This is a genomic window from Streptomyces sp. NBC_01515 (genome assembly GCF_045040345.1).
GTDB lineage: Bacteria > Actinomycetota > Actinomycetes > Streptomycetales > Streptomycetaceae > Streptomyces.
The window spans coordinates 2,715,668-2,737,053 of sequence record NZ_CP109416.1 but is presented as its reverse complement, the minus strand read 5'-3'; the positions used below and the strand labels follow the sequence as shown (position 1 = coordinate 2,737,053).

The 21,386-nt window shown below is 69.5% G+C and carries 22 protein-coding genes; 16 read left to right on the top strand and 6 right to left on the bottom strand.

Features of this window, described 5'->3' with window-relative positions:
• Positions 1 to 3 precede the first annotated feature (3 nt).
• Positions 4 to 1,356, bottom strand: a complete 1,353-nt coding sequence (locus OG407_RS12055) for a ferric reductase-like transmembrane domain-containing protein (RefSeq protein WP_405857575.1) — start codon at positions 1,354 to 1,356, stop codon at positions 4 to 6.
• A 151-nt stretch (positions 1,357 to 1,507) separates the two neighbouring features.
• Here OG407_RS12055 and OG407_RS12050 point away from each other — a divergent pair, with 151 nt between their 5' ends.
• Together OG407_RS12050 and OG407_RS12045 are read left to right on the top strand one after the other, a co-directional pair.
• Positions 1,508 to 2,245: a response regulator transcription factor gene (locus tag OG407_RS12050; protein ID WP_328684445.1), complete on the top strand. Its 738-nt coding sequence runs from the start codon at positions 1,508 to 1,510 to the stop codon at positions 2,243 to 2,245.
• Entirely contained in the window at positions 2,245 to 3,750 is a 1,506-nt protein-coding gene (locus OG407_RS12045) for a sensor histidine kinase (RefSeq protein ID WP_405857573.1), read from the top strand. Before OG407_RS12050 ends, OG407_RS12045 begins: the two co-directional genes overlap by 1 nt.
• Before the next feature lie 104 nt (positions 3,751 to 3,854).
• On the opposite strand, the gene OG407_RS12040 is transcribed toward OG407_RS12045, so the two are convergent.
• Complete coding sequence (locus OG407_RS12040; protein WP_405857571.1) at positions 3,855 to 4,559, bottom strand: L,D-transpeptidase; 705 nt, start codon at positions 4,557 to 4,559, stop codon at positions 3,855 to 3,857.
• Positions 4,560 to 4,691: 132 nt separating this feature from the next.
• Positions 4,692 to 5,555 carry a hypothetical protein gene (locus OG407_RS12035; protein ID WP_405857569.1) on the bottom strand — a complete coding sequence of 288 codons (864 nt, stop codon included), beginning with the start codon at positions 5,553 to 5,555 and terminating at the stop codon, positions 4,692 to 4,694.
• A gap of 227 nt (positions 5,556 to 5,782) precedes the next feature.
• Here OG407_RS12035 and argH point away from each other — a divergent pair, with 227 nt between their 5' ends.
• The 4 genes from argH to OG407_RS12015 all read left to right on the top strand — a co-directional run bounded on the left by argH (position 5,783) and on the right by OG407_RS12015 (position 10,500).
• Positions 5,783 to 7,210, top strand: a complete 1,428-nt coding sequence (gene argH, locus OG407_RS12030; RefSeq protein WP_405857567.1) for an argininosuccinate lyase — start codon at positions 5,783 to 5,785, stop codon at positions 7,208 to 7,210.
• 147 nt (positions 7,211 to 7,357) lie between these two features.
• Positions 7,358 to 8,329, top strand: a complete 972-nt coding sequence (locus tag OG407_RS12025) for an aldo/keto reductase (protein WP_405857565.1) — start codon at positions 7,358 to 7,360, stop codon at positions 8,327 to 8,329.
• A gap of 84 nt (positions 8,330 to 8,413) precedes the next feature.
• Positions 8,414 to 8,980 carry a TetR/AcrR family transcriptional regulator gene (locus OG407_RS12020; RefSeq protein WP_405857563.1) on the top strand — a complete coding sequence of 189 codons (567 nt, stop codon included), beginning with the start codon at positions 8,414 to 8,416 and terminating at the stop codon, positions 8,978 to 8,980.
• Entirely contained in the window at positions 8,977 to 10,500 is a 1,524-nt protein-coding gene (locus OG407_RS12015; RefSeq protein WP_405857561.1) for an MFS transporter, read from the top strand. Before OG407_RS12020 ends, OG407_RS12015 begins: the two co-directional genes overlap by 4 nt.
• A gap of 92 nt (positions 10,501 to 10,592) precedes the next feature.
• Here the strand turns inward: OG407_RS12015 and OG407_RS12010 are convergent, their stop codons facing one another.
• Positions 10,593 to 11,264, bottom strand: a complete 672-nt coding sequence (locus tag OG407_RS12010; protein ID WP_019059854.1) for a 1-acyl-sn-glycerol-3-phosphate acyltransferase — start codon at positions 11,262 to 11,264, stop codon at positions 10,593 to 10,595.
• Positions 11,265 to 11,585: 321 nt separating this feature from the next.
• Here OG407_RS12010 and OG407_RS12005 point away from each other — a divergent pair, with 321 nt between their 5' ends.
• From OG407_RS12005 to OG407_RS11995, 3 genes are all read left to right on the top strand, one after another.
• A complete protein-coding gene (locus tag OG407_RS12005) occupies positions 11,586 to 12,770 on the top strand; it encodes a glycerophosphodiester phosphodiesterase (protein WP_405857559.1) in 1,185 nt (394 codons plus the stop codon).
• A gap of 73 nt (positions 12,771 to 12,843) precedes the next feature.
• Entirely contained in the window at positions 12,844 to 13,350 is a 507-nt protein-coding gene (locus tag OG407_RS12000) for a sigma-70 family RNA polymerase sigma factor (RefSeq protein ID WP_405857557.1), read from the top strand.
• Between the two features lie 46 nt (positions 13,351 to 13,396).
• Positions 13,397 to 13,894, top strand: a complete 498-nt coding sequence (locus OG407_RS11995; RefSeq protein ID WP_019059851.1) for a GNAT family N-acetyltransferase — start codon at positions 13,397 to 13,399, stop codon at positions 13,892 to 13,894.
• Here the strand turns inward: OG407_RS11995 and OG407_RS11990 are convergent.
• Positions 13,884 to 14,333 carry a hypothetical protein gene (locus OG407_RS11990; protein ID WP_405857555.1) on the bottom strand — a complete coding sequence of 150 codons (450 nt, stop codon included), beginning with the start codon at positions 14,331 to 14,333 and terminating at the stop codon, positions 13,884 to 13,886. The two genes, OG407_RS11995 and OG407_RS11990, sit on opposite strands and share 11 nt — an antisense overlap.
• Position 14,334: 1 nt before the next feature.
• Positions 14,335 to 14,694, bottom strand: a complete 360-nt coding sequence (locus OG407_RS11985) for a hypothetical protein (RefSeq protein ID WP_327405367.1) — start codon at positions 14,692 to 14,694, stop codon at positions 14,335 to 14,337.
• A 50-nt stretch (positions 14,695 to 14,744) separates the two neighbouring features.
• On the opposite strand from OG407_RS11985, the gene OG407_RS11980 reads away from it, so the two are divergent.
• From OG407_RS11980 to cbiE, 7 genes are all read left to right on the top strand, one after another.
• A complete protein-coding gene (locus OG407_RS11980) occupies positions 14,745 to 15,395 on the top strand; it encodes an HAD family hydrolase (protein ID WP_405857553.1) in 651 nt (216 codons plus the stop codon).
• 319 nt (positions 15,396 to 15,714) lie between these two features.
• On the top strand, positions 15,715 to 16,749 hold the full coding sequence (locus tag OG407_RS11975; RefSeq protein ID WP_405857551.1) for a methionine ABC transporter ATP-binding protein: 1,035 nt from the start codon (positions 15,715 to 15,717) through the stop codon (positions 16,747 to 16,749).
• Positions 16,746 to 17,450 carry a methionine ABC transporter permease gene (locus OG407_RS11970; RefSeq protein WP_317774850.1) on the top strand — a complete coding sequence of 235 codons (705 nt, stop codon included), beginning with the start codon at positions 16,746 to 16,748 and terminating at the stop codon, positions 17,448 to 17,450. Before OG407_RS11975 ends, OG407_RS11970 begins: the two co-directional genes overlap by 4 nt.
• Positions 17,451 to 17,530: 80 nt before the next feature.
• The gene (locus OG407_RS11965; protein ID WP_403589948.1) at positions 17,531 to 18,367 is read left to right on the top strand and encodes a MetQ/NlpA family ABC transporter substrate-binding protein; all 837 of its coding nucleotides are present in this window, start codon (positions 17,531 to 17,533) and stop codon (positions 18,365 to 18,367) included.
• A 32-nt stretch (positions 18,368 to 18,399) separates the two neighbouring features.
• Positions 18,400 to 19,236, top strand: a complete 837-nt coding sequence (locus OG407_RS11960; protein WP_405857548.1) for a MetQ/NlpA family ABC transporter substrate-binding protein — start codon at positions 18,400 to 18,402, stop codon at positions 19,234 to 19,236.
• Between the two features lie 144 nt (positions 19,237 to 19,380).
• Positions 19,381 to 20,019, top strand: coding sequence for a GNAT family N-acetyltransferase (locus OG407_RS11955; RefSeq protein ID WP_405857546.1), 639 nt, complete (start codon positions 19,381 to 19,383; stop codon positions 20,017 to 20,019).
• 115 nt (positions 20,020 to 20,134) lie between these two features.
• Complete coding sequence (cbiE, locus tag OG407_RS11950; RefSeq protein ID WP_405857544.1) at positions 20,135 to 21,358, top strand: precorrin-6y C5,15-methyltransferase (decarboxylating) subunit CbiE; 1,224 nt, start codon at positions 20,135 to 20,137, stop codon at positions 21,356 to 21,358.
• Positions 21,359 to 21,386: the final 28 nt, after the last annotated feature.

Genomic DNA, 21,386 nt, shown 5'->3' with positions numbered 1-21,386 from the left:
GCCTCACAGCTCGAACGACTCGTGATGGATACGGCGGTCCGGCACACCGGCGGCGCGCAGTGCCCCGTACAACTCCTGGGCGAACGCGTGCGGACCGCAGATGTACACGTCGTGCCCGGCTAGACCGGGCACGGCCGCGCGCAGGGCCGCCGCGCCGAGCGAAGGGCGCTGCCCCTGCGGCCCGTTGAGCGCGTACAGCACCTTCGCCCCGCGCCACTGTGCGATCGCCTCCAACTCGGCCCCCAGCGCCAGGTCTTGGGCCGTACGCGCCCGGTACAGCAACGTCACCTCACCCGGCAGCGTCTCGAACAGCGCCCGCAGCGGGGTGATCCCGACCCCGGCCGCGATCAGCAACGACCGCTGCCCGGAACCCCGTTGGGCGGTCATCGACCCGTACGGACCCTCCGCCCACACCCGGGCACCCGGCCGCAGCAACGGCACGGCCGCGCTGTGGTCGCCGAGCGCCTTGACCGTGATCCGCAGCAGGTCCCGGCGGGGCGGCGCCGACAGCGAGTACGGCGTCGACGCCCAGCCCATGCCCTCACCGAAGAACCGCCAGCGGAAGAACTGCCCCGCCTCCGCGCCGAGTTCGTCGACCCGCCGCCCGCGTACGACGACGGAGTAGACACCCGGCGCCTCCCGGTGCACGGACTCGACCCGCAGCCGATGCCGCAGATTGAGCCGCACGGGGGCGAGGATCCGGTACCAGAGGACGAGGGCCGCGACGCCGAGGTACAGCGCGTACCAGGCGTCCGTCGCTCCCGCGTCGCCGTTGAACTCGTTGCCCAGGGACAGCTGGTGGAAGAAGGCGAGGAACACGGCGACGTACGTGAGGAGATGGACGTAGTACCAGAACTCGTAACTCAGCTTGCGCCGCGCGGCCCGGGCCGAGGTGATGCCGACCGCGAACAGGATGACCCCGCCGAACGTCGCCTTCAGCATGTCCGGATAGTCCAGGACCACCGTGACCGTCTCGTGCACGATCGAGGCACGGTCCTGGGCGGCGTACCCGAGCAGGATGAACACGACGTGCACGACCAGCAGGCAGATCGTGTACCGCCCGGCCATCGCGTGCCAGCGGGCCACCCGGTCCGAGCCGACCCGGCGCTCCAGCAGCGGCACCCGCGCCATCAGACCGACGAGCACGGCACAGGCGTACCCGCACAGCAGTCCGGCCATCCGCCCGACCCCGGTCAGCCAGCCCGCGGCCCCGACCACCGACCCGGTGTCCGCCCACCACAGGGCGACCGCGGCCGCCGCACCGGCCCACAGCAGCCCGAGCACCGCGCCCGCCGGCGAACGCCGGGGAGCCGGCGCCACAGGCGGTGCCGTCCGCCGTTCGTACACGGTGGTCATGTGAGCGTCCTTTCATCCGTCCTGCACGCAACTGTGCGGGCCGAACCTCTGAGGGCTCTCTGAGCGGACGCCTTTCTCAGCTTTCTCAGAGGAAACTCAGAGCGGCCCACGGCGGCCGGGGGCGCCGCCAGGGGAGATGCTGGTAAACGCCATGAACACGACCCGCTCCGGCCGACCGGCCCTCACCCGCCCCGACGGCACCCCCGTGCGCGTCCTCGTCGTCGACGACGACCCCGACCTCGCCGAGGTGCTGTCCGGTGCCCTGCGCTACGAGGGCTGGGAGGTCCGCGCGGCCGGTGACGGCGCCTCCGCGCTCGTCGGCGCGCGTGAGCTGCGGCCCGACGCCGTCGTCCTCGACGTGATGCTCCCGGACACCGACGGCTTCAGCGTGCTGCGCTCCCTGCACGAGGTGAAGCCCGACGTCTGCGTCCTCTTCCTCACCGCCCGGGACACGGTCGAGGACCGTATCGCCGGCATCACCGCGGGCGGCGACGACTACGTCACCAAGCCCTTCAGCCTGGAGGAGGTCGTCGCCCGGCTGCGCGGACTGCTGCGCCGGGCGGGCATGGCCCGTCAGCAGGAGGAGGGCCCCCGGATGACGGTCGGGGACCTGGTGATGGACGAGGAGGCCCGCGAGGTCACCCGCGCGGGCGAACTCGTCGAGCTGTCCCCGACCGAGTTCGAACTGCTCCGCTTCCTCATGCGCAACCCGCGCCGCGTCCTCAGCAAGGCCCAGATCCTCGACCGCGTCTGGTCCTACGACTTCGGCGGCCAGGCCCATGTCGTCGAGCTGTACATCTCGTACCTGCGCAAGAAGGTGGACGCGGGCCGCGCCCCCATGATCCACACCGTGCGCGGGGCCGGGTACGTGCTCAAGCCGGTGCCCTGATGCGCAGGGGAGTGTGCAGGGGACTGCGGGGACTGCGGTGGCCGCACACCCTGCGGGCGCGCCTCACGGCGGGCCTGGTGGTGCTGCTCGCGGTCAGCTGCGCGGCCGTCGGGGTGGCCGCGGTGATCGAGCTGGACGGCTTCCTCACCGGACGCCTGGACCAGCAACTGACCGAGGCCGGGACCCAGTTCCCGGCCAGCCTGGAGCACAACGGCCAGACCCTGACCGACCACGACGCCGACGACCGGGAACGCGGCGACACCCGCCGGCAGGCACCGGGCACGTTCGGCGCCCGCCTGGTCGACGGCACCGTCACCAACGCGGCGGTCGTACCCACCGACAAGGACGACGCCACCACGGACCTGAAGGTCACCCTGAGCGCACGGGACAGGACGGCACTCGCCGCGGTCCCGGCCGGAGGCACGGCACGCACCCTCCATCTCTCGTCCCTCGGCGGGTACCGGGTCCTCGCCTCCGCGGGCCGGGACGGCGACGTGATGATCACCGGGCTCCCGCTGGAGTCCGTGGAGGCCACGGTCCACCGGCTGGAGGCGGTCGAGGCGATCGTCTTCGGCGCGGCCCTCCTGATCGCCGGTTTCGCGGGCGCGCTCTGGGTGCGCTGGTCCCTGCGGCCCCTCAGCCGGGTCGCCGCCACGGCCACCCGGGTCAGTGAACTCCCGCTGGCCAGCGGTGAGGTGACCCTGCCGCCCCGGGCACCCGAGTCCGACCCGCGCAGCGAGGTGGGCAAGGTCGCCGGTGCCTTCAACCGCATGCTCGGCCATGTCGAGGACGCGCTCACCCACCGGCACGCCAGCGAGGAACGGCTGCGCAGCTTCGCGGCCGACGCCAGCCACGAACTGCGCACCCCGGTGGCGTCGATCCGGGGCCACGCCGAACTCGCCCTCCTCCACCCGGACCCCGTCCCGCCGAAGGTCACCCGGGCGCTGGAACGCATAGCGGCGGAGTCCGCCCGCATGGGCGTCATGGTCGACGAGATGCTCCTCCTCGCCCGCCTCGACGCGGGCCGCCCCCTCGAGCGCCGCCCGGTCGACCTCACCCGCCTGGTCCTCGACGCCGTGGCCGACGCCCGCGCCGCCGGCCCCGACCACCGCTGGACCCTCGAACTCCCCGAGGAACCGGTCACGGTCACGGGCGACGCCCACCGCCTCCAACAGGTGCTGGCCAACCTGTTGGCCAACGCTCGTCTGCACACACCCGTTGGCACAGAGGTGACGGTGACGGTGGAGACGGAACCGGCCGACGGGCCAACCTGCTTGGTGGTCCACGACGACGGCCCTGGAGTCCCTGCCGAGATCCAGCCGGGAGTCTTCGAACGCTTCACCCGAGCAGACCGCCGCCGAACAGAGGGCGGCGGGGGAGGAGCGGGCCTGGGCCTGTCGATCGTTGCGGCGGTGACGGAGGCGCATGGAGGAAGCGTGACCCTGGAGAGCCGCGCAGGGGCGACGAGGTTCACGGTGAAACTTCCGTCAGGCGGAGCTGCTTAGGGGCGCGGGGCTGTGTCGATATGCGGCTCCGCCGCGTGGGCGCGACCAGCCGCATTCGGCCCGCATTCGTCGTACGACCGATAGCGAAACGGCGCTTTCGCGATTCAGTACCGAGTAATAGCCGTAGCCCCGCTCACCGTCCCCATGGCAATATGCGGCCTCCGCCCAGGATCAACCCACGCAAGAATCCTCCGCATCGCATCTCTCGGCACAGATACACAACCGGCAGTAGCCCCACGCCCGTTGACATGCAGGAAGATCCCCGCCCCCCGCCCCTTCACGGGCTTGGCGTAGTTGAACCCGATGACGAACCCGTACGCGTACTGCGTCGTATAAGAGATCAACCGCTCGGACTCGGACGCCCGACAATCACCCGCCAGCGGCTCACTCCACCGGTTGTAGACCCGGGATCGAGTGTCCTCACACCACCACGAACTCCCGCTGACCCGCCGGTACTTGGCCTTGGTCCCACCAGGAGCCGCCTTGATCCCAAAGGCGAACGGCAGGTCGTACAACCCGGTCGGAGTCGTATAGGACCCCTGCTGACGAGCCCCACCCTCGACGAGCCCCTTCGCCCCGAACCGAGCCGCCACCGACCCGACCTTCACCCACGCCCCACCCCACCGCTCCCACCAACTCAGCGTCCCCGCAGTGGAATTGGCACGCGGAGCCTCCGCCAGGATCAGCTGACTCCCACCCCCGGTATCCGCGAGCGACGAGGGTGACGGAGGCTCCGCCGCACGCGCGGGCACCGCACCGAGCAGCAGAAGGAGGGAAGCGGACGCAAGGGTGAGAACACCGGGACGCATGGCTCAGACGGTAGAGCGCACACGAGGTGACGGCAGCTCAGTTGGGCCAAACAGGGAAGAGATAGCCGGTCCTGGCATGACCGTGGCCGCCCCGGCCGGCGTTCATCGGGGCGGCCACGGCTGCCTGTCACGTCACTTGGTGAGCGTGCAGGCGGCCAGGGAGTCGAGACCGGAGGGCTTGGTGCCCTGACGGCCGATGGCGATGGCGATCCGGTCGATCGTCGAGGTCCGCTTGTCCTTCAGCGGGCCGAGGATCGCGTTCTGGACGAAGTTGGCGCCGCCTTGCCCCACCGTGTCGACGAGTCGCTTGTTGGCCTCGGCGATCTGGGTGTCGAGAAGGGCGAGGTTCCGGTCGACCTCGGCCTGCGCGGAAGCCGGAACGGCAGGGAGCTGCGACTTCACGTCGGGGCACGAGATGGTCCCGGCCGCCGTGGTGGTGTCCGTCCCCCCGGCCGCGTCGGTGGCGGACGCCGTGGCGTTCGGGGTCGCGGTGTCGGTCGCACCGGTGTCGGTTCCGCCCGTTTCCGTCCCGCCGACGTCGGTCCCACCGGTGCTGAGGGCGCAGGTGGCCAGGGAGTCGAGCCCGGTCGGCTTGGTGCCCTGACGGCCGATGGCGATGGCGATCCGGTCGATCGTCGAGGTCCGCTTGTCCTTCAGCGGGCCGAGGATCGCGTTCTGGACGAAGTTGGCGCCGCCCTGTCCGACGGTGTCGACGAGTCGCTTGTTGGCCTCGGCGATCTGGGTGTCGAGAAGGGCGAGGTTCCGGTCGACCTCGGCCTGCGCGGAAGCCGGAACAGCGGGCAGCTGCGACTTCACGTCGGGGCAGGAGATCGTCCCCGTGTCGGCCAACGTCCGGGCGCTCTGCGCGGTGCTGCTCTTGTCCGGCGTCCCGGCGAGAGCGGACCCGGCGATGACCGCGCCGGACAGCACCACGGCGGCGGCACCGCCGATGAACACGACGCGACGCTTGTTGTACTTGGGGAGAGCCCTGGACATGCGAATGCCTCACTCGGGTCAGGGGGACTGGGGGTGACTCGTGGGGAGAAACGCGGCGCCTGCGTCCGGCGAGAGGTACGGGTAAGCGGTTGCTGCCGTTCAAGGGATACTAAAATTGACGATTCATACAGAACTCTGCATAATCATGCATGCGAGACAATGCAGGGACGACACAGGGACAACGCGGAACATCGCGACCCGCCCACGGCCTTTGAGGAGCAGCGCAAGTGAGCAGCAACAGCGGTGACGTACGGCTCTGGGGCGGTCGTTTCGCCGACGGTCCCGCCGAGGCCCTGGCGAAGCTGTCCGCGTCCGTCCACTTCGACTGGCGGCTCGCGCCCTACGACATCGCCGGTTCCCGCGCCCACGCGCGCGTGCTGCACAAGGCGAACCTCCTCACGGACGACGAGCTGAACCGCATGCTCGCGGGCCTCGACCAGCTCGCGGCGAACGTCGCCGACGGCTCCCTCGTGGGCACGATCGCCGACGAGGACGTCCATACGGCCCTGGAACGCGGCCTGTTGGAGATCCTCGGCCCCGACCTCGGCGGCAAGCTGCGCGCGGGCCGCTCCCGCAACGACCAGGTCGCGACCCTCTTCCGGATGTACCTGCGCGACCACGCCCGCACTCTCGGCGGCCTCATCGCCGACCTCCAGGACGCGCTGATCGGCCTCGCGGAGGCTCACCCCGACGTGGCGATGCCCGGCCGCACCCACCTCCAGCACGCCCAGCCGGTGCTGTTCGCCCACCACATGCTGGCCCACGTGCAACCTCTGTCCCGGGACGCGGAACGCCTGCGCCAGTGGGACGAGCGGACTGCCGTCTCCCCGTACGGCTCGGGCGCGCTGGCGGGTTCCTCCCTGGGTCTGGACCCGGAGTCGGTGGCGAAGGACCTCGGCTTCGAGCACGGCTCGGTCGCCAACTCCATCGACGGCACGGCCTCCCGCGACTTCGTCGCCGAGTTCGCCTTCATCACCGCGATGATCGGGGTGAACCTCTCCCGGATCGCCGAGGAGATCATCATCTGGAACACGAAGGAGTTCTCCTTCGTGACCCTGCACGACGCGTTCTCCACGGGCTCGTCGATCATGCCGCAGAAGAAGAACCCGGACATCGCGGAGCTGGCGCGCGGCAAGTCCGGCCGCCTGATCGGCAACCTCACGGGCCTGATGGCCACGCTCAAGGCCCTCCCGCTCGCCTACAACCGCGACCTCCAGGAGGACAAGGAGCCGGTCTTCGACTCCATCGACCAACTGGAGGTCCTGCTCCCGGCGTTCACCGGCATGATGGCCACCCTCACCATCCACCGCGACCGCATGGAGGAACTGGCCCCGGCCGGCTTCTCCCTCGCCACGGACATCGCCGAGTGGCTGGTCAAGCAGGGCGTCCCCTTCCGGGTGGCCCACGAGGTCGCCGGCGAGTGCGTCAAGGTCGCCGAGTCCGAGGGCATCGAACTGGACGGCCTCACCGACGAACAGTTCGCGAAGATCTCCCCCCACCTGACCCCGGAGGTGCGGACGGTCCTGAACGTGCCGGGCGCCCTGGCCTCCCGCAACGCCCGAGGCGGCACGGCCCCGAGCGCGGTAGCCATCCAACTGGCCGAGGTGAAGCGCGACTTGGAGACCCAGCACGCCTGGTCAACAGCGAAGAGCTAAGCGCTATTAGGGGCGCGGGGAACTGCGCGACCAGCCACAACGCACCCGCACCCGCCAAACGCACCGCAACAACCCGAGCTCAAGGGCGAAGGTCATCAAGGGTTACGTTGGTCAAAGCCGCACCACAGCCGACCAACGGAGCCCGCGATGCCCTTCGCCCGACTGGCCAACGCAACAACCCCCACCAGCCACATCGGACTGGGCCTCGCCGCAGTAGGCCGCCCCGGCTACATCAACCTGGGCCGAGAAGAAGACCTCGGAGAGCACCGCACCGTAGAAACCCTCCGCACCCGCACCCACGACCTCCTCGACGCCGCGTACGCGCAGGGTGTCCGCTACTTCGACGCAGCCCGCTCCTACGGCCGCTCCGAGGAGTTCCTGGCCGACTGGCTGAAGGCCCACCCCGACCTGGACGACATCGTGGTCGGCAGCAAGTGGGGCTACACCTACACCGCCGACTGGACCATGGACGCGGAGAAGCACGAGGTCAAGGACCACAGCGTCCGGACCTACGACCGCCAGCGCGCCGAGACCGCCGAACTGCTCGGCGACCGCCTCGACCTCTACCAGATCCACTCGGTGACCCCCGACAGCCCGGCCCTCACCGACAAGGAACTCCACGCGAAACTGGCCGAGTTGGCGGCAACGGGCGTCACCATCGGCTTCTCCACCAGTGGCCCCGCCCAGGCGGACGCGATCCGTGCCGCGCTCACGGTGACGGTGGACGGCGAGCCCCTCTTCCGTACGGTCCAGTCGACGTACAACGCCCTGGAGACCTCTGCGGGCCCTGCCCTCGCCGAGGCCCACGACGCCGGCCTCACGGTGATCGTCAAGGAGGGCATGGCCAACGGAAGGCTGGCGGACCCGCACGCCCCGGACGCGCTGAAGGCCGTGGCCGAGGAGACGAACCTGGGCTCCGACGCGGTCGCCCTCGCGCTGATCCTGCGCGAACCCTGGTCCGGCGTGGTCCTCTCCGGCGCGGCGACCGTCGGCCAGCTCGCGTCCAACCTGCACGCGGCCGTCGTGGACTTCGACGACGACCAGCTGTCCCGCCTCGCGACCCTCGCCGAGGAGCCGCGGACGTACTGGGAGAAGCGCGGGCAGTTGCCCTGGCACTGAGAAAAACCCCTGGCAACCCACCACCCATGAGACAGTCATGCACCCGATGAGACGTGAGTGTCTCATGTGGGTTATGGTTGTCTCATGGCTCTCGACCGCGACCACGTTCTCCGCGCCGCCGCGGCCCTGCTGACCCGCAAGTCCACCGCGACCATGGACGAGGTCGCCAAGGCGGCCGGGATCAGCCGGGCCACGCTGCACCGCCAGTTCGCGGGCCGCGACGCGCTCGTACGGGCGCTGGAGGCACTCGGCATCGCGGAGTGCGAGACCGCGCTGGAGGCGGCGCGGCTGGACGAGAACCCCGCCGAGAACGCCGTACGACGGCTCGTCCGCGAGGTAGAACCGGCCGCCGGTCTGCTCGCCTTCCTCTACACCGAGAACCAGCTGTTCGAGGGCGAGGAACAGCACGCGGGCTGGGCCCGGATCGACGACCGCATCACCGCCGTGTTCCGGCGCGGCCAGCAGAACGGCGAGTTCCGCATCGACCTGACGCCTGCCTGGCTCACCGAGGCGCTGTTCGGCCTGCTGGCCTCCGGCGCCTGGATGGTGCAGAGCGGCAAGGGCGCCCCCAAGGACTTCACCCGCATGATCGCCGAGCTGCTGCTCGGCGGCGCACTACGACGAGACGAAACACAGAGAGAGGAATCATGACCAGCACCCTGCGGCCGGCCCTCGCATCGGAGACGGAGAAGCGCCCGGGCCGTTGGCTCGCGCTCTCCGTCCTCGTGCTCGCCGTGCTGCTGGTGGCCGTGGACGCGACCGTCCTGGGCCTCGCAACCCCTTACATCAGCGAGGACTTGAAGCCGTCCGGCACCCAACTCCTCTGGATCGGCGACGTCTACTCCTTCGTCATCGCGGGCCTGCTCGTGTCGATGGGCAGCCTCGGCGACCGCATAGGCCGCAAGAAGATCCTGCTGATCGGAGCCACGGCGTTCGGCGCGATCTCGATCCTCAACGCCTACGCCACGACACCGGAGTTGATGATCCTGGCGCGGGCGCTCCTCGGCGTCGCGGGCGCGACCCTGATGCCCGCCACCCTCGCCCTGATCCGCAACCTCTTCCACGACCCGCGCGAACGCAGCCTCGCCGTAGGCATCTGGGGCGCAACAGCCTCCGCCGGTACGGCAGTCGGCCCGGTAGCGGGCGGCTTCCTCCTCGAACACTTCTGGTGGGGCTCGGTCTTCCTCATCAACCTGCCCGTGATGGCGGTCCTGGTCCTGGTAGGCATCAAGACCCTCCCCGAGTCCAAGAACCCCAACCCGGGCCCGTGGGACCTGATCAGCGTGGTCCTCTCCCTGATCGGCGTGATCGGCGTGGTCTACGCCGTCAAGGAAGCCGCGACCCACGGCTTCGAGCTGCCCTCACTCGCGGTGGGCGCACTGGGCGCGGCGGCCCTGTACTGGTTCGTACGCCGCCAACTCACGCTCCCCGCACCCCTGTTGGACATGCGCCTGTTCCGCAACCGCGGCTTCAGCGCGGCGGTCCTGGCCGACCTGCTGACCATCCTCGGCCTGTCCGGCCTGGTCTTCTTCCTCTCCCAGTACCTGCAACTGGTCCAGGGCAGGGGCCCGTTCGAGGCGGGCCTGGCCGAAATCCCCGCCGCCGTAGGCGCGGTGGCGGCCGGCCTGATCGCGGGAAGGACAGCCCGCCGCTTCTCGGTCCGCGCGGTGGTCGCCGGCGGCCTGGCAGCGGTCGGCCTGTCCCTCGCCGTACTGACCACCCTCAACCAGTCGACCGGCTACCCACTCCTGGGCGCCGCCCTGCTGGTGGTCGGTGTAGGCGCCGGCTTCTCCTTCACGGTGACAGCCGACGTCATCCTCTCCTCCGTACCGAAGGAACAGGCGGGAGCGGCATCGGCGGTCTCGGAAACGGCCTATGAGTTGGGCGCGGCCCTGGGAATCGCCGTACTCGGCTCGATCGTGACGGGCGTGTACCGAGGCTTCGCAGCTCCGGCGGGCACTCCGAGCGGAGCGCACGAGTCGTTGGGCGGCGCGGTGGAAGCAGCGGCAAGTATGCCCACACAGACGGCTCAGCAGATGCTTACGTCAGCAAGAGAAGCCTTCGTCAGCGGCCTCAGCGTGGCATCGGCGGTAGGCGCAACAGTCCTACTGGCAACGGCAGTCGCAGCATGGTTCATGCTGCGAGGCCAACGGTTGGAAAGCGCCCCGTAAGGGGCGCGGGGCTGTATCGATGTGCGGCTCCGCCGCGTAGGCGCGACCAGCCACAACGGACCCGCAGTCGAAAACGGTCAACCGCCGGAGGCTTACGCAGCCTTGGCTTTGGTCGCGTACATATCCACGTACTCCTGCCCCGACAACCGCATGACCTCAGTCATCACGGAGTCGGTCACAGCCCGCAGCACATACCGGTCCCGGTCCATCCCCTCGTACCGGGAGAACTCCATCGCCTCACCGAACCGAACAGTGACCTTCCCCGGCCGAGGAAACCCCGCCCCGCCCGGCTGCAACTTGTCCGTCCCGATCATCGCGAACGGAACAACCGGCGCCCCGGTCATCATCGTGAGCCGAGCGATCCCGGTCCGCCCCCGGTACAGCCGGCCGTCGGGCGACCGCGTCCCCTCGGGGTAGATCCCGAAGACCTTGCCCTCCTCCAGGATGCGCCGCCCGGTCATGAGCGCGGCGACGCCGCCGTTCGCCCCGTCCCGGTCCACCGGAATCATCCCGACCCCGGTGAAGAACCAGGCCATGAGACGGCCCTTGAACCCCTCACCGGTGACGTACTCGTCCTTGCCGATGAACAGCACCTGCCGGTCGCAGACCAGCGGAAGGATCATCGAGTCGATGAACGTGAGGTGGTTGCCGGCCAGGATCACCGGACCGTCTCCCGGGATGTGCTCGATTCCCTCCACCCGGGGGCGGAACATCAGGCGCATGATCGGTCCGAGCAGTGCCTTGATGAGCGCGAAGCGGGACAACGGGCCCTCCGGTGTCAAGGGGTTCGATATAAATCGGTGCAGGTGAGGACGATACTCGCGGCGCCCGGGGTATTGCACATCGGGTTCACCGAGGTCTTACGCAGTGTTGACGCACGTTTACCTGCGGTGCCGCGCCAGGACCGTCCCGTAACCGGGCCGCCATGTTGTGACGCATCTCGCGTTCCTCGGTGACGGCGGGTCAAACCTGCCAGCCGGTACGACATCCAGCGTCACCGCCGTGTTCCGGCCGAGGTCTCCCGTTCGTCATGTACGCGCACCTACGATCGGCGCGCAGCGAACGGGGCGACGCCAGGAGGTTTCATGGACACGCAGGGAACGCAGGGGCCGAACGAGCGAGTGGGCGGCACCGGACGACGGGCGCTGCTCGGCGCCGCCGTACTCGGCGCGGGAGTGGCCGCACTCGGACCGGCGGGTACGGCGAGAGCCGCCGAGGCCACGACGGCCCGCCATGGGGGCAGCGGCCTGAAGGACCTGCCCAAGCCGACGATCGTCGGTCACCGCGGTACCAGCGGCTACCGCCCGGAGCACACCTTCGGCTCGTACAACCTGGCCCTCGACCTGGGCGCCGACATCGTCGAGGCCGGTGACCTCGTCCCCACCAAGGACGGCCACCTGGTCTGCCGACACGAGCCGGAGATCGGCGGCACGACGAACGTCGCCGACCACCCCGAGTTCGCCTCGCGCAAGACCACCAAGCTGCTGGACGGCGTCTCCACGACCGGCTGGTTCACCGAGGACTTCACGCTCGCCGAGCTGAAGACCCTGCGCGCGATCGAGCGCATCCCGGTCAACCGCCCGCACAACACGCTCTACAACGGCCGCTGGGAGATCCCCACCTTTGAGGAGGTCCTCAAGTGGCAGGACGAGCAGACCCGCAAGCGCGGCAAGCAGGTCTGGATCTACCCCGAGATGAAGCACCCCACCTACTTCCGCAAGCGCGGGTTCGAGATGGAGAAGCTGCTCTCGACGATCCTGCGCAAGCACGGCAAGGACCGTAAGAACTCGCCGGTCCTGATCCAGTCCTTCGAGCCGACCAGCATCGCGAAGATCAACAAGCTCGTCGGCAACCCGCTGGTCGTGCTGCTGTCCGGCACGGGCACCCAGCCCTTCGACTTCATCGACCAGGGCGACCCGCGCACGGTCGACGACCTGGTCAAGCCGAAGGGTCTCGCCGAGATCGCGACGTACGCGGACGGCCTGGGCCCGACGCTCGACCTGATCATCACGAAGAACGCCGACGGCAGCCTGAACAAGGAGACCACCCTGGTCGCCGACGCGCACAAGGCGGGCCTGATCCTGCACCCCTACACCATGCGCAACGAGAACCCCTTCCTGCCGCTGGAGTACCGCAAGGGCACGGCCGCGGACGCCTACGGCGACGCGTTCGGCGCCTTCAAGCGGTACTTCGCCACCGGCATCGACGGGGTCTTCACCGACAACGCCGACACCGGTCTGCTCGCCCGCGCGGACTTCGTCAACGGCTGAGCCCCGCGCCCCGTTGGAGTGACAGACGGCCGCCCCGGCAACCTCGTGCCGGGGCGGTCGCGTCGTGCCGCATATGACGCACCAACTTGTCGCCACCTTGCGCCCCTTGCTCGCCGCCGAGGCCTCGGCCGAGGCATATGCCTCCGGAACCGAGCCCGGCGACCTCGAACAGGCCGTCTGGCTCCGCCTCCTGGAGCGCCTCGACGCCTCCGGCCCCCCGGTCGACCCCCAGCGCTGGCTCCGCCGCGCGGTCCGCTCGGAGGCCCAGCGCAGCCGCCGTACCGCTCGCCTTGAACAGTCGTACGCCGATGATCCTGTCGACGACAGCGACCGCGGCCCCGAGCAGGCCGCGCTCACGGCGGCGCGGCATCGCGCGCTGCACGACGCGGTGCGCCGGTTGCCGGGCCGTTGCCCGCGGCTGATGGAGGCGCTGCTGTCGCCCAAGGACCTCACCTACCGCGAGATCGCGGGGGAGTTGGGTATCTCACAGGGCAGTCTCGGCCCGGAACGTTCCAGATGTCTGGGATGTCTTCGGCGATTGCTGACGCCGGAGGTTGCGGCCCACGAAGCACGGGGATAGGAGTGAGGAATCAAGTGGCGATCAGGTGAGCGGGAGGCGTGCGCACATGGGCATGAGCGTGACCATCTCGGTGGCGACCGAGCAGGACTCAGAGCAGATCTTCAGGCTGCAGTACCTGTGCTTCCAGAGCGAGGCGGCGCTGTACGGCAACTACCGCATCGACCCGCTCGTCCAGAGCCTCGACTCGGTCCGGGACGAGGTGGGTTCCGACTGCGTCTTCGTCGCCCGGCTGGGCGAGGAGGTGGTCGGATCGGTCCGCGGCACGGTGACCGAGGACGGCGCGGCGGCCATCGGCAAGCTCTGCGTCCACCCACGCCTCCAGGGCCACGGCATCGGCGCCCGCCTCCTCCGCGCGGCCGAGTCGGCCCTCGCCGGGGAACGCGGCGCCAAGAAGTTCCGCCTCCACACCGGCCACCGCAGCGAGGGCAACCTCCGCCTGTACCGCCGCGTCGGCTACGAGACCGTAGGCACCTCCCAGGGCGACGACGGCGTACCGATGATCGTCCTGGAGAAGCCGGTCGAGGCGTACGTCGCTACGGCGTGACGGAGTCGGCGGTTTCGGTCGTGCGGTTCTTCCGCAGCCAGTACAGCGCGGACAGCGGCAGCAGCACGGGGATGAAGATGTACCCCGCGCCGTAGTACGACCAGACCGTCGCGTCCGGGAAGGCCGAGCTGTCGAACACGGTCAACGTACCGACGATGAGGACACCCGCGAGTTCGGCGGCGCAGCACGCCTGTGCCGCCAGGCGGGCTTTCTCACCGCCGCGGATCAGGGAGTACGTGATGAATCCGTACACCAGGCCCGCGACGGCGGACAGGGAGTAGGCGAGCGGGGCCCGGTCGAACTCGGTGGCGATCTGGTAGACGGAGCGGGAGACCGCGCCGACGACCATCACGCCGTAGAACCAGACGAGCAGCATGCCGGGCCCGCTGATGAGCCGCTTGGGCTTCTCTTCCACGGTGTTCTCTTCCACGGTGGTCATCTCAGCTTCCCCAGATGTCGTAGAGCCGCACTTCGAGCACGGCGAGGACCACACCGCCGGCCGCGGCCGTGATCGAACCCCAACGCGTGCGCTCCGTCAGGGACATGAAGCCCGCCGCCGGGACGGACGCGAACGCGCCCAGCAGATACGCCACGAAGATCACCGTGCCCTGCTCCGCCTTCTCGCCGCGCGCCAACTGCACGATGCCGACCACCAGTTGGACCGTGGCCAGCAGGGTGACGACGGCCATGCCGATGAAGTGCCAGTCCTTGGTCGGCTGATCACGGTAGGCCGCCCACCCGCACCAGGCGGCGAGCAGCAGCGCGGCGACACCGGTCACCAGCGTCAGGGCATCAAGCATGCAGTGACCCTATTACGGGCCAAAAGGCAGGTGACCGTAGGGTCGGGAACATGAAGATCCACGCTGAGGCCCTCCTGTTCGACAACGACGGCACGCTCGTCTCCTCCCTCGAATCCGTGCGCCGGTGCTGGACCCGGTGGGCGGAGGAGTTCGGGATCACCGCCGAGGACTTCGCCCGGGTCGAACTGCACGGGCGGACCGCCGTGGCGATAGCCGCCGACCTGCTGCCCGCCGACGTCGTCCCGGCGGCGGTCGCGCGGATCGAGGCGCTGGAGGTCGAGGACGTGCCCCATGGGGGTGCCGTTCCGCTGCCCGGCACCCGGGACTTCCTCGACTCGCTGCCCGCCGACCGCTGGGCCGTCGTCACCTCCGCCACCCGGCGCCTCGCCGAGGCCCGGCTCGCGCACGCCGGCATCCTTCCCAAGACCCTCGTGGTCGCCGAGGACGTCACGCGCGGCAAGCCCGACCCCGAGCCCTACCTGCTCGCCGCCCGCCAGTTGGGTGTCGACCCGGCCCGGTGTGTCGTCTTCGAGGACGCCCCGGCGGGACTCCAGGCGGGCCGCGCGGCCGGAATGATCACCGTGGCATTGGCCACAACCCACGAGGCCCACGAGCTCGATGCCGATCTTGTTGTGAGTGACCTGTCAGCCCTGTCCGCCCTGGTCAGCGACGGGGAAGTCGAGATCTCCGTGCGCGCCTGACGGGCGTCCGCCGCTGTCCGGCATGCGGACAGCGGCACTTTGTCAGGACCGTACGTCTGCTTTACTGATTCCATGACCACGACGAGCTGCCGCACCCTTGCGACCGAGGCGACCCTGACGCCCGGTGCTCGTTGTATGTGTCGAATGTGCGCCTTCTAGAGGGCCCCCGCACCACCCCCGAGCCTCGCGCCCCGAAGCGAGCCGCTGTGGCATGTCCGTACCTCGCATCTCGTACGTGACTGACGCCGCCCCGCGCACATTTCCCCCCTCGTACCCAGGGCACACCCACGCCCGCGTACCCGACAGTCATGGAACCCCAGTGATCACCACATCGGGCCTGACCAAGGTCTACCGCTCACGCGGCCGTGAGGTCACCGCCCTCGACGGCGTCGATCTCCACGTCCGCGAAGGCGAGGTCTACGGCGTCATCGGCCAGTCCGGCGCCGGCAAGTCCTCGCTCATCCGCTGCGTCAACCTGCTGGAGAAGCCCACCGCGGGCACGGTCACCGTCGCCGGGCAGGACCTCACCGCCCTCGCCGGGCGCGGACCGCGCGCCGGACGGGAACTCCGGCAGGCGCGCAGCCGTATCGGCATGGTCTTCCAGCACTTCAACCTGCTCTCCTCGCGGACCGTGCAGGACAACATCGAGCTGCCGCTGGAGATCCTCGGCAAGTCGGGGAAGGAGCGGTCCGCCAAGGCCCTCGAACTCCTCGACCTCGTCGGGCTCTCGGACAAGGCAAAGTCCTACCCGGCGCAGCTCTCCGGCGGTCAGAAGCAGCGCGTCGGCATCGCCCGCGCGCTGGCCGGCGACCCCAAGGTGCTGCTCTCCGACGAGGCCACCAGCGCGCTCGACCCGGAGACCACCCGCTCGATCCTCCAGCTGCTGCGCGACCTGAACCGGCAGCTGGGCCTGACCGTCCTGCTCATCACCCATGAGATGGACGTCGTCAAGAACGTGTGCGACTCGGCCGCGCTCATGGAGAACGGCCGCATCGTCGAGTCCGGCACGGTGAGCGAACTGCTCGCGACCCCGGGCTCCGAGCTGGCCTCCGCGCTCTTCCCGGTCAGCGGTGAGGCGCACGGCGCTGACCGCACGGTCGTCGACGTCACCTTCCACGGCGAGGCAGCCACCCAGCCGGTCATCTCCCAGCTCTCGCGCACCTACAACATCGACATCTCGATCCTCGGCGCCGCCATCGACACCGTCGGCGGACTCCAGGTCGGCCGCATGCGCATCGAACTGCCCGGCCGCTACGACGACAACGTCGTGCCGATCGGCTTCCTGCGCGAACAGGGCCTGCAGATCGACGTGGTGGGCCAGGAGCCCGTACTGCTGAAGGAAGGTGCCAAGTGACCTGGTCGGAGATGCAGCCCCTGCTGTCCCAGGCGTGTTGGGACACCCTCTACATGGTCGGCTGGTCCACGGTCATCGCCGTCGTCGGAGGGCTCCCGCTCGGCATCCTGCTCGTCCTGACCGACCGCGGCGGACTGCTCCAGAACGTCGCCGCGAACAAGGTCATCGGGCAGATCGTGAACGTCGCCCGCTCGCTGCCGTTCATCATCCTCATGGTCGCGCTGATGAACTTCACGCGGACGATCACCGGCACGACCATCGGCCGCGAGGCCGCCATCGTGCCGCTCGCGATCGGGGCGATCCCCTTCTTCGCGCGCCTTGTCGAGACAGCTGTCCGGGAAGTGGACGGCGGGCTCGTCGAGGCCGTGCAGTCGATGGGCGGCAACACCTGGACCGTCGTGCGCAAGGTCCTCGTACCGGAGTCCCTGCCCTCGCTGATCTCCAGCACCACGACCACGATCGTCGCGCTCATCGGCTACTCCGCGATGGCCGGCACGGTCGGCGCGGGCGGCCTCGGCGACATCGCCATCCGCTACGGCTACCAGCGCTTCGAGACCCAGCTGATGTGGATCACCGTGGCGATCCTCGCGGTCGTCATCTCCCTCATCCAGTTCGCCGGCGACTACGCGGCCCGCTCGCTGCACCGGCGCGGCGGACAGTCCGGCGCCGCGCCGAGGCTCCGGCTGTTGAAAGCCGCGTAGGCACCCAGGCACCCCCAGACTCCCCGCACCACCCATCGCGGGGTCGTACCACGCGACACCCTTCAGGAAAGGCACTTTTCGTGCGTAACACCGCAAAGCTCACCACCGCCGTCCTCGCCGCCGGAGCCCTCACCTTCGGGCTCTCCGCCTGCGGCTCGGGCAGCGGTTCCTCCTCGGCCTCCTCCGACTACAGCGGACCGCTGGTCGTCGCCGCGAGCCCCACGCCGCACGCCGAGATCCTCGACTACGTCAAGGACCACCTGGCGAAGAAGGCCGGACTCGACCTGGAGGTCAAGGAGTTCACCGACTACGTCACGCCGAACACGGCGACCGAGGACGGTTCGGTGGGCGCCAACTACTTCCAGAACCAGCCGTACCTCGACGACTTCAACAAGAAGAACGGCACCCACATCGTGCCCGTCGTCACGGTCCACCTGGAGCCGCTCGGCCTCTACTCCCACAAGGTCAAGAGCGCCGACGCCCTCAAGAGCGGCGCGACCGTCGCCGTCCCGAACGACAGCGTGAACGAGGCCCGCGCCCTCAAGCTGCTCGCGGCGAACGGGCTGATCACCCTCAAGTCCGGTGTGGGCAACGAGGCGACCCCCGCGGACATCACCAAGAACCCGAAGAAGCTCAAGTTCAAGGAGCTGGAGGCGGCCCAGACCCCGCGCTCCCTGGACGACGTCGACGCGGCCGTCATCAACGGCAACTACGCGATCTCCTCGGGCCTGAAGCCCGCCAAGGACGCCCTGATCCTGGAGTCCGCGACGAACAACCCCTACGGCAACTTCCTCGCCGTGAAGAAGGGCAACGAGAAGGACCCGCGCGTCAAGAAGCTCGCGAAGCTGCTGACCTCGCCCGAGGTGAAGAAGTTCATCGAGGACAAGTACGCCGGTTCCGTCATCCCGTCCTTCTGACCGTCCTTCTGAACAGAGCCGGGGGAATCACCATGCGCAAGAGCATCGCCGTCACGGCGGCGGGACTCGCCGTGACCGTCTTCGGCCTCACGGCCTGCGGTTCGGGCTCCGACTCCGGCAGGAGCGGTGGCAAGGCCGACGGCGCGCTCGTCGTCGGCGCCACCGCCGTGCCGGCCGGCGAGGTCCTGACGTACATCAAGGACGACCTGGCCGCGAAGGCCGGACTGAAGCTGGAGATCAAGGAGTTCACGGACTACGTCCTGCCGAACACCGCGCTCCAGGAGGGCTCGCTGGACGCGAACCTCTACCAGAACCAGCCCTTCCTGGACGAGTTCAACAAGTCCAAGGGCACCGACCTGGTCTCCGTCGTCCAGGCCTACCTGCCGCCGATGGGCGTGTACTCCAAGAAGATCAAGGACATCGCGAAGCTCGCCGACGGAGCCACCGTCGCCGTGCCGAACGAGACCACCAACGAGGGACGCGCCCTCAAACTCCTTGCCGCCAAGGGGCTGATCACCCTCAAGAAGGGTGCGGGCACGGACGCGTCCCCCGCGGACATCACGGCCAACCCGAAGCACCTGAGGTTCAAGGAGCTGGACCCGGCCCAACTGCCGCGCTCGCTCGACGACCTGGACGTGGCCGTCATCAACAACAACTACGCCCAGGACGCGGGCCTCAGCCCCGCCGAGGACGCGATCCTCCTGGAGTCGGCGAAGGACAACCCCTACGCCAACCTCCTGGCCGTCAAACGCGGCAACGAGGACGACCCCCGCGTCGAGAAGCTCGCGAAGCTTCTCGTCTCCTCCGACGTGAAGAAGTTCATAGCGGAGAAGTACAAGGGCTCTGTCCTGCCGGTCACTTCCGGCTGACGGGGGCGTATACGGCGTATCACCACGCACGGGGTCCACGCCCTCACCATGAGTGGACCCCGTGGTGCGGTTCCCCGCTTTCATGCTGCATGCTGGGCAGTTCAGGTAGGCCCGGAACATTTTCCGAAGGTTACGGAGCGGCGCATGACGAGCACCTTCCCCAACATCTCCATCAGCACGGAGCGGTTGGTGCTCCGGCCCCTCGACGAGGACGACATCCCCGCGCTGACGGAGATGATGAACGACGAACAGGTCGCCGCCTGGACCGACGTCCCCCAGCCGTTCACCGAGGCCGGCGCCCGTCGGTGGATCACCGACTACGCGCCCGCCGAACGCACTTCGGGGCGCGGCCTCGACCTCGCCGTCACCGAGTTCCTCACCCAACGGCTCGTCGGCATTGTCCAGTTGAGCAAGACGAACTGGCACATCCGGTCCACCGAGCTGTCGTACATCATCGCCCCCTGGGCCCGCGGCGAGGGCTACGCCTCCGAGGCGGCGCTCGCGACCGCCCAATGGCTGTTCGGGGACCAGAAGTTGGAGCGCATCGAGCTGCGCACCGCCGCCGACAACACGGCCTCCCAGCAGGTCGCCCAGAAGATCGGCTGCATCAGCGAGGGCGTCCTGCGCAACGCGTGCATAGTGCATGTCCACGCCGACGACGGCACCTGGAGCGACGTCCGCACCGACTTCATCGTGTGGAGCCTCCTCCCGGAGGACCTGGAGGGCACGGCCGAACAGCTCGCGGACATCGACGGTTTCACGTCACTCGCCGACTGGAACTGAATTCGGCGGGTACGGCACAGGGAGCACCGCCCAGCCGCACCAGGTACCCTCACGGTGCCCGCGTACGGGCCGCTTTCCCCGACGACCTGCGAATTACCCCTGGAGACTGACGACGATGGCCGACCGCGTCACGGTGATCGGCTGGGACGGCTCTCCGCTGACCGCCGCGGCACGCTCCGCCCTCGGCGCCGCCACCCTGGTGGCCGGCGCCCCCCACCATCTCGCGCTCCCCGAGGTGTCGCAGCGCGCCGAGCGCATCCGCCTCGGCAGCGTCGCCCTCGCCGCCCGCCGCATCGCCGGGCACCGCGGCACGGCGGTCGTGTTCGCGGACGGGGACCCCGGCTTCTTCGGAGTCGTACGGACCCTGCGCGCACCGGAGTTCGGCCTGGAGGTGGAGGTCGTCCCCGCCGTCTCCTCCGTGGCCGCGGCGTTCGCCCGCGCCGGGATGCCCTGGGACGACGCTCAGGTGGTCGTCGCACACAGGCGCACCCTGCGACGCGCGGTGAACGTGTGCCGGGCCCACACGAAAGTCGCCGTTCTCACCTCACCGGGCGCCGGCCCCGCCGAACTCGGCCTGCTGTTGGAGGGTGTCCACCGCACCTTCGTCATCTGCGAGGAACTCGGCACCGAGCACGAACAGGTCACCGTCCTCACCTCCGACAAGGCCGCCGACCGCACCTGGCGCGACCCCAACGTCGTGATCGTCATGGGCGGCCCGGTCGGCCCCGGCGTCTCTGCCGTCACGGGCGAGGGCTGGATCGCCGGCCGCGACCCGGCCGCCGTCGCCCGCGGCTGGACCCTGCCCGCCGAGGCCTACGGCGGTGAACTGGGCGAAGGCGAGACGGACTTGCTCCGGGCCGCCCAGCTCGCCCGCCTCGGCCCGCGCGTCGGAGACCTCGTGTGGGACATCGGCTGCGGCAGCGGCGCCTTCGCCATCGAGGCGGCCCGCGCCGGAGCCGCCGTCATCGCCGTCGACCGGGATCCCCAGGCCTGCTCCCGTACCGACTCCGCCGCCCGCAGCTTCGGCGTGCACCTCCAGATCGTCCAGGGCGACGCCCCGCACATCCTGGAGAACTTCCCCGAACCCGACGTAGTACGCGTCGGCGGCGGGGGAGTGGCCGTCGTCTCCGCGGTCGCCGACCGGCGCCCGCAGCGCATCGTGGCGCACGCCTCCACCCGCGACGAGGCCGAACTCGTCGGCCGCGACCTCACGGAGCACGGCTACCAGGTCGAGTGCGCCCTCCTCCAGTCCGTCGAACTCGACACCAGGGCCTGGACGGAGACGGAACGGAGCGTCGCGTTCCTGCTCAGCGGCCTTCTTCCGGAGCGCGTTTCCTGACCCCTCGTACCGTCCCCGTGATCCTGTT

Bases quoted from the DNA above. Each gene is read 5' to 3' on its own strand.
- OG407_RS12055 (WP_405857575.1), bottom strand. From the start codon at position 1,356: ATGACCACCGTGTACGAACGGCGGACGGCACCGCCTGTGGCGCCGGCT.
- OG407_RS12050 (WP_328684445.1), top strand. From the start codon at position 1,508: ATGAACACGACCCGCTCCGGCCGACCGGCCCTCACCCGCCCCGACGGC.
- OG407_RS12045 (WP_405857573.1), top strand. From the start codon at position 2,245: ATGCGCAGGGGAGTGTGCAGGGGACTGCGGGGACTGCGGTGGCCGCAC.
- OG407_RS12040 (WP_405857571.1), bottom strand. From the start codon at position 4,559: ATGCGTCCCGGTGTTCTCACCCTTGCGTCCGCTTCCCTCCTTCTGCTG.
- OG407_RS12035 (WP_405857569.1), bottom strand. From the start codon at position 5,555: ATGTCCAGGGCTCTCCCCAAGTACAACAAGCGTCGCGTCGTGTTCATC.
- OG407_RS12025 (WP_405857565.1), top strand. From the start codon at position 7,358: ATGCCCTTCGCCCGACTGGCCAACGCAACAACCCCCACCAGCCACATC.
- OG407_RS12020 (WP_405857563.1), top strand. From the start codon at position 8,414: ATGGCTCTCGACCGCGACCACGTTCTCCGCGCCGCCGCGGCCCTGCTG.
- OG407_RS12015 (WP_405857561.1), top strand. From the start codon at position 8,977: ATGACCAGCACCCTGCGGCCGGCCCTCGCATCGGAGACGGAGAAGCGC.
- OG407_RS12005 (WP_405857559.1), top strand. From the start codon at position 11,586: ATGGACACGCAGGGAACGCAGGGGCCGAACGAGCGAGTGGGCGGCACC.
- OG407_RS12000 (WP_405857557.1), top strand. From the start codon at position 12,844: ATGACGCACCAACTTGTCGCCACCTTGCGCCCCTTGCTCGCCGCCGAG.
- OG407_RS11995 (WP_019059851.1), top strand. From the start codon at position 13,397: ATGGGCATGAGCGTGACCATCTCGGTGGCGACCGAGCAGGACTCAGAG.
- OG407_RS11990 (WP_405857555.1), bottom strand. From the start codon at position 14,333: ATGACCACCGTGGAAGAGAACACCGTGGAAGAGAAGCCCAAGCGGCTC.
- OG407_RS11985 (WP_327405367.1), bottom strand. From the start codon at position 14,694: ATGCTTGATGCCCTGACGCTGGTGACCGGTGTCGCCGCGCTGCTGCTC.
- OG407_RS11980 (WP_405857553.1), top strand. From the start codon at position 14,745: ATGAAGATCCACGCTGAGGCCCTCCTGTTCGACAACGACGGCACGCTC.
- OG407_RS11960 (WP_405857548.1), top strand. From the start codon at position 18,400: ATGCGCAAGAGCATCGCCGTCACGGCGGCGGGACTCGCCGTGACCGTC.
- OG407_RS11955 (WP_405857546.1), top strand. From the start codon at position 19,381: ATGACGAGCACCTTCCCCAACATCTCCATCAGCACGGAGCGGTTGGTG.
- cbiE (WP_405857544.1), top strand. From the start codon at position 20,135: ATGGCCGACCGCGTCACGGTGATCGGCTGGGACGGCTCTCCGCTGACC.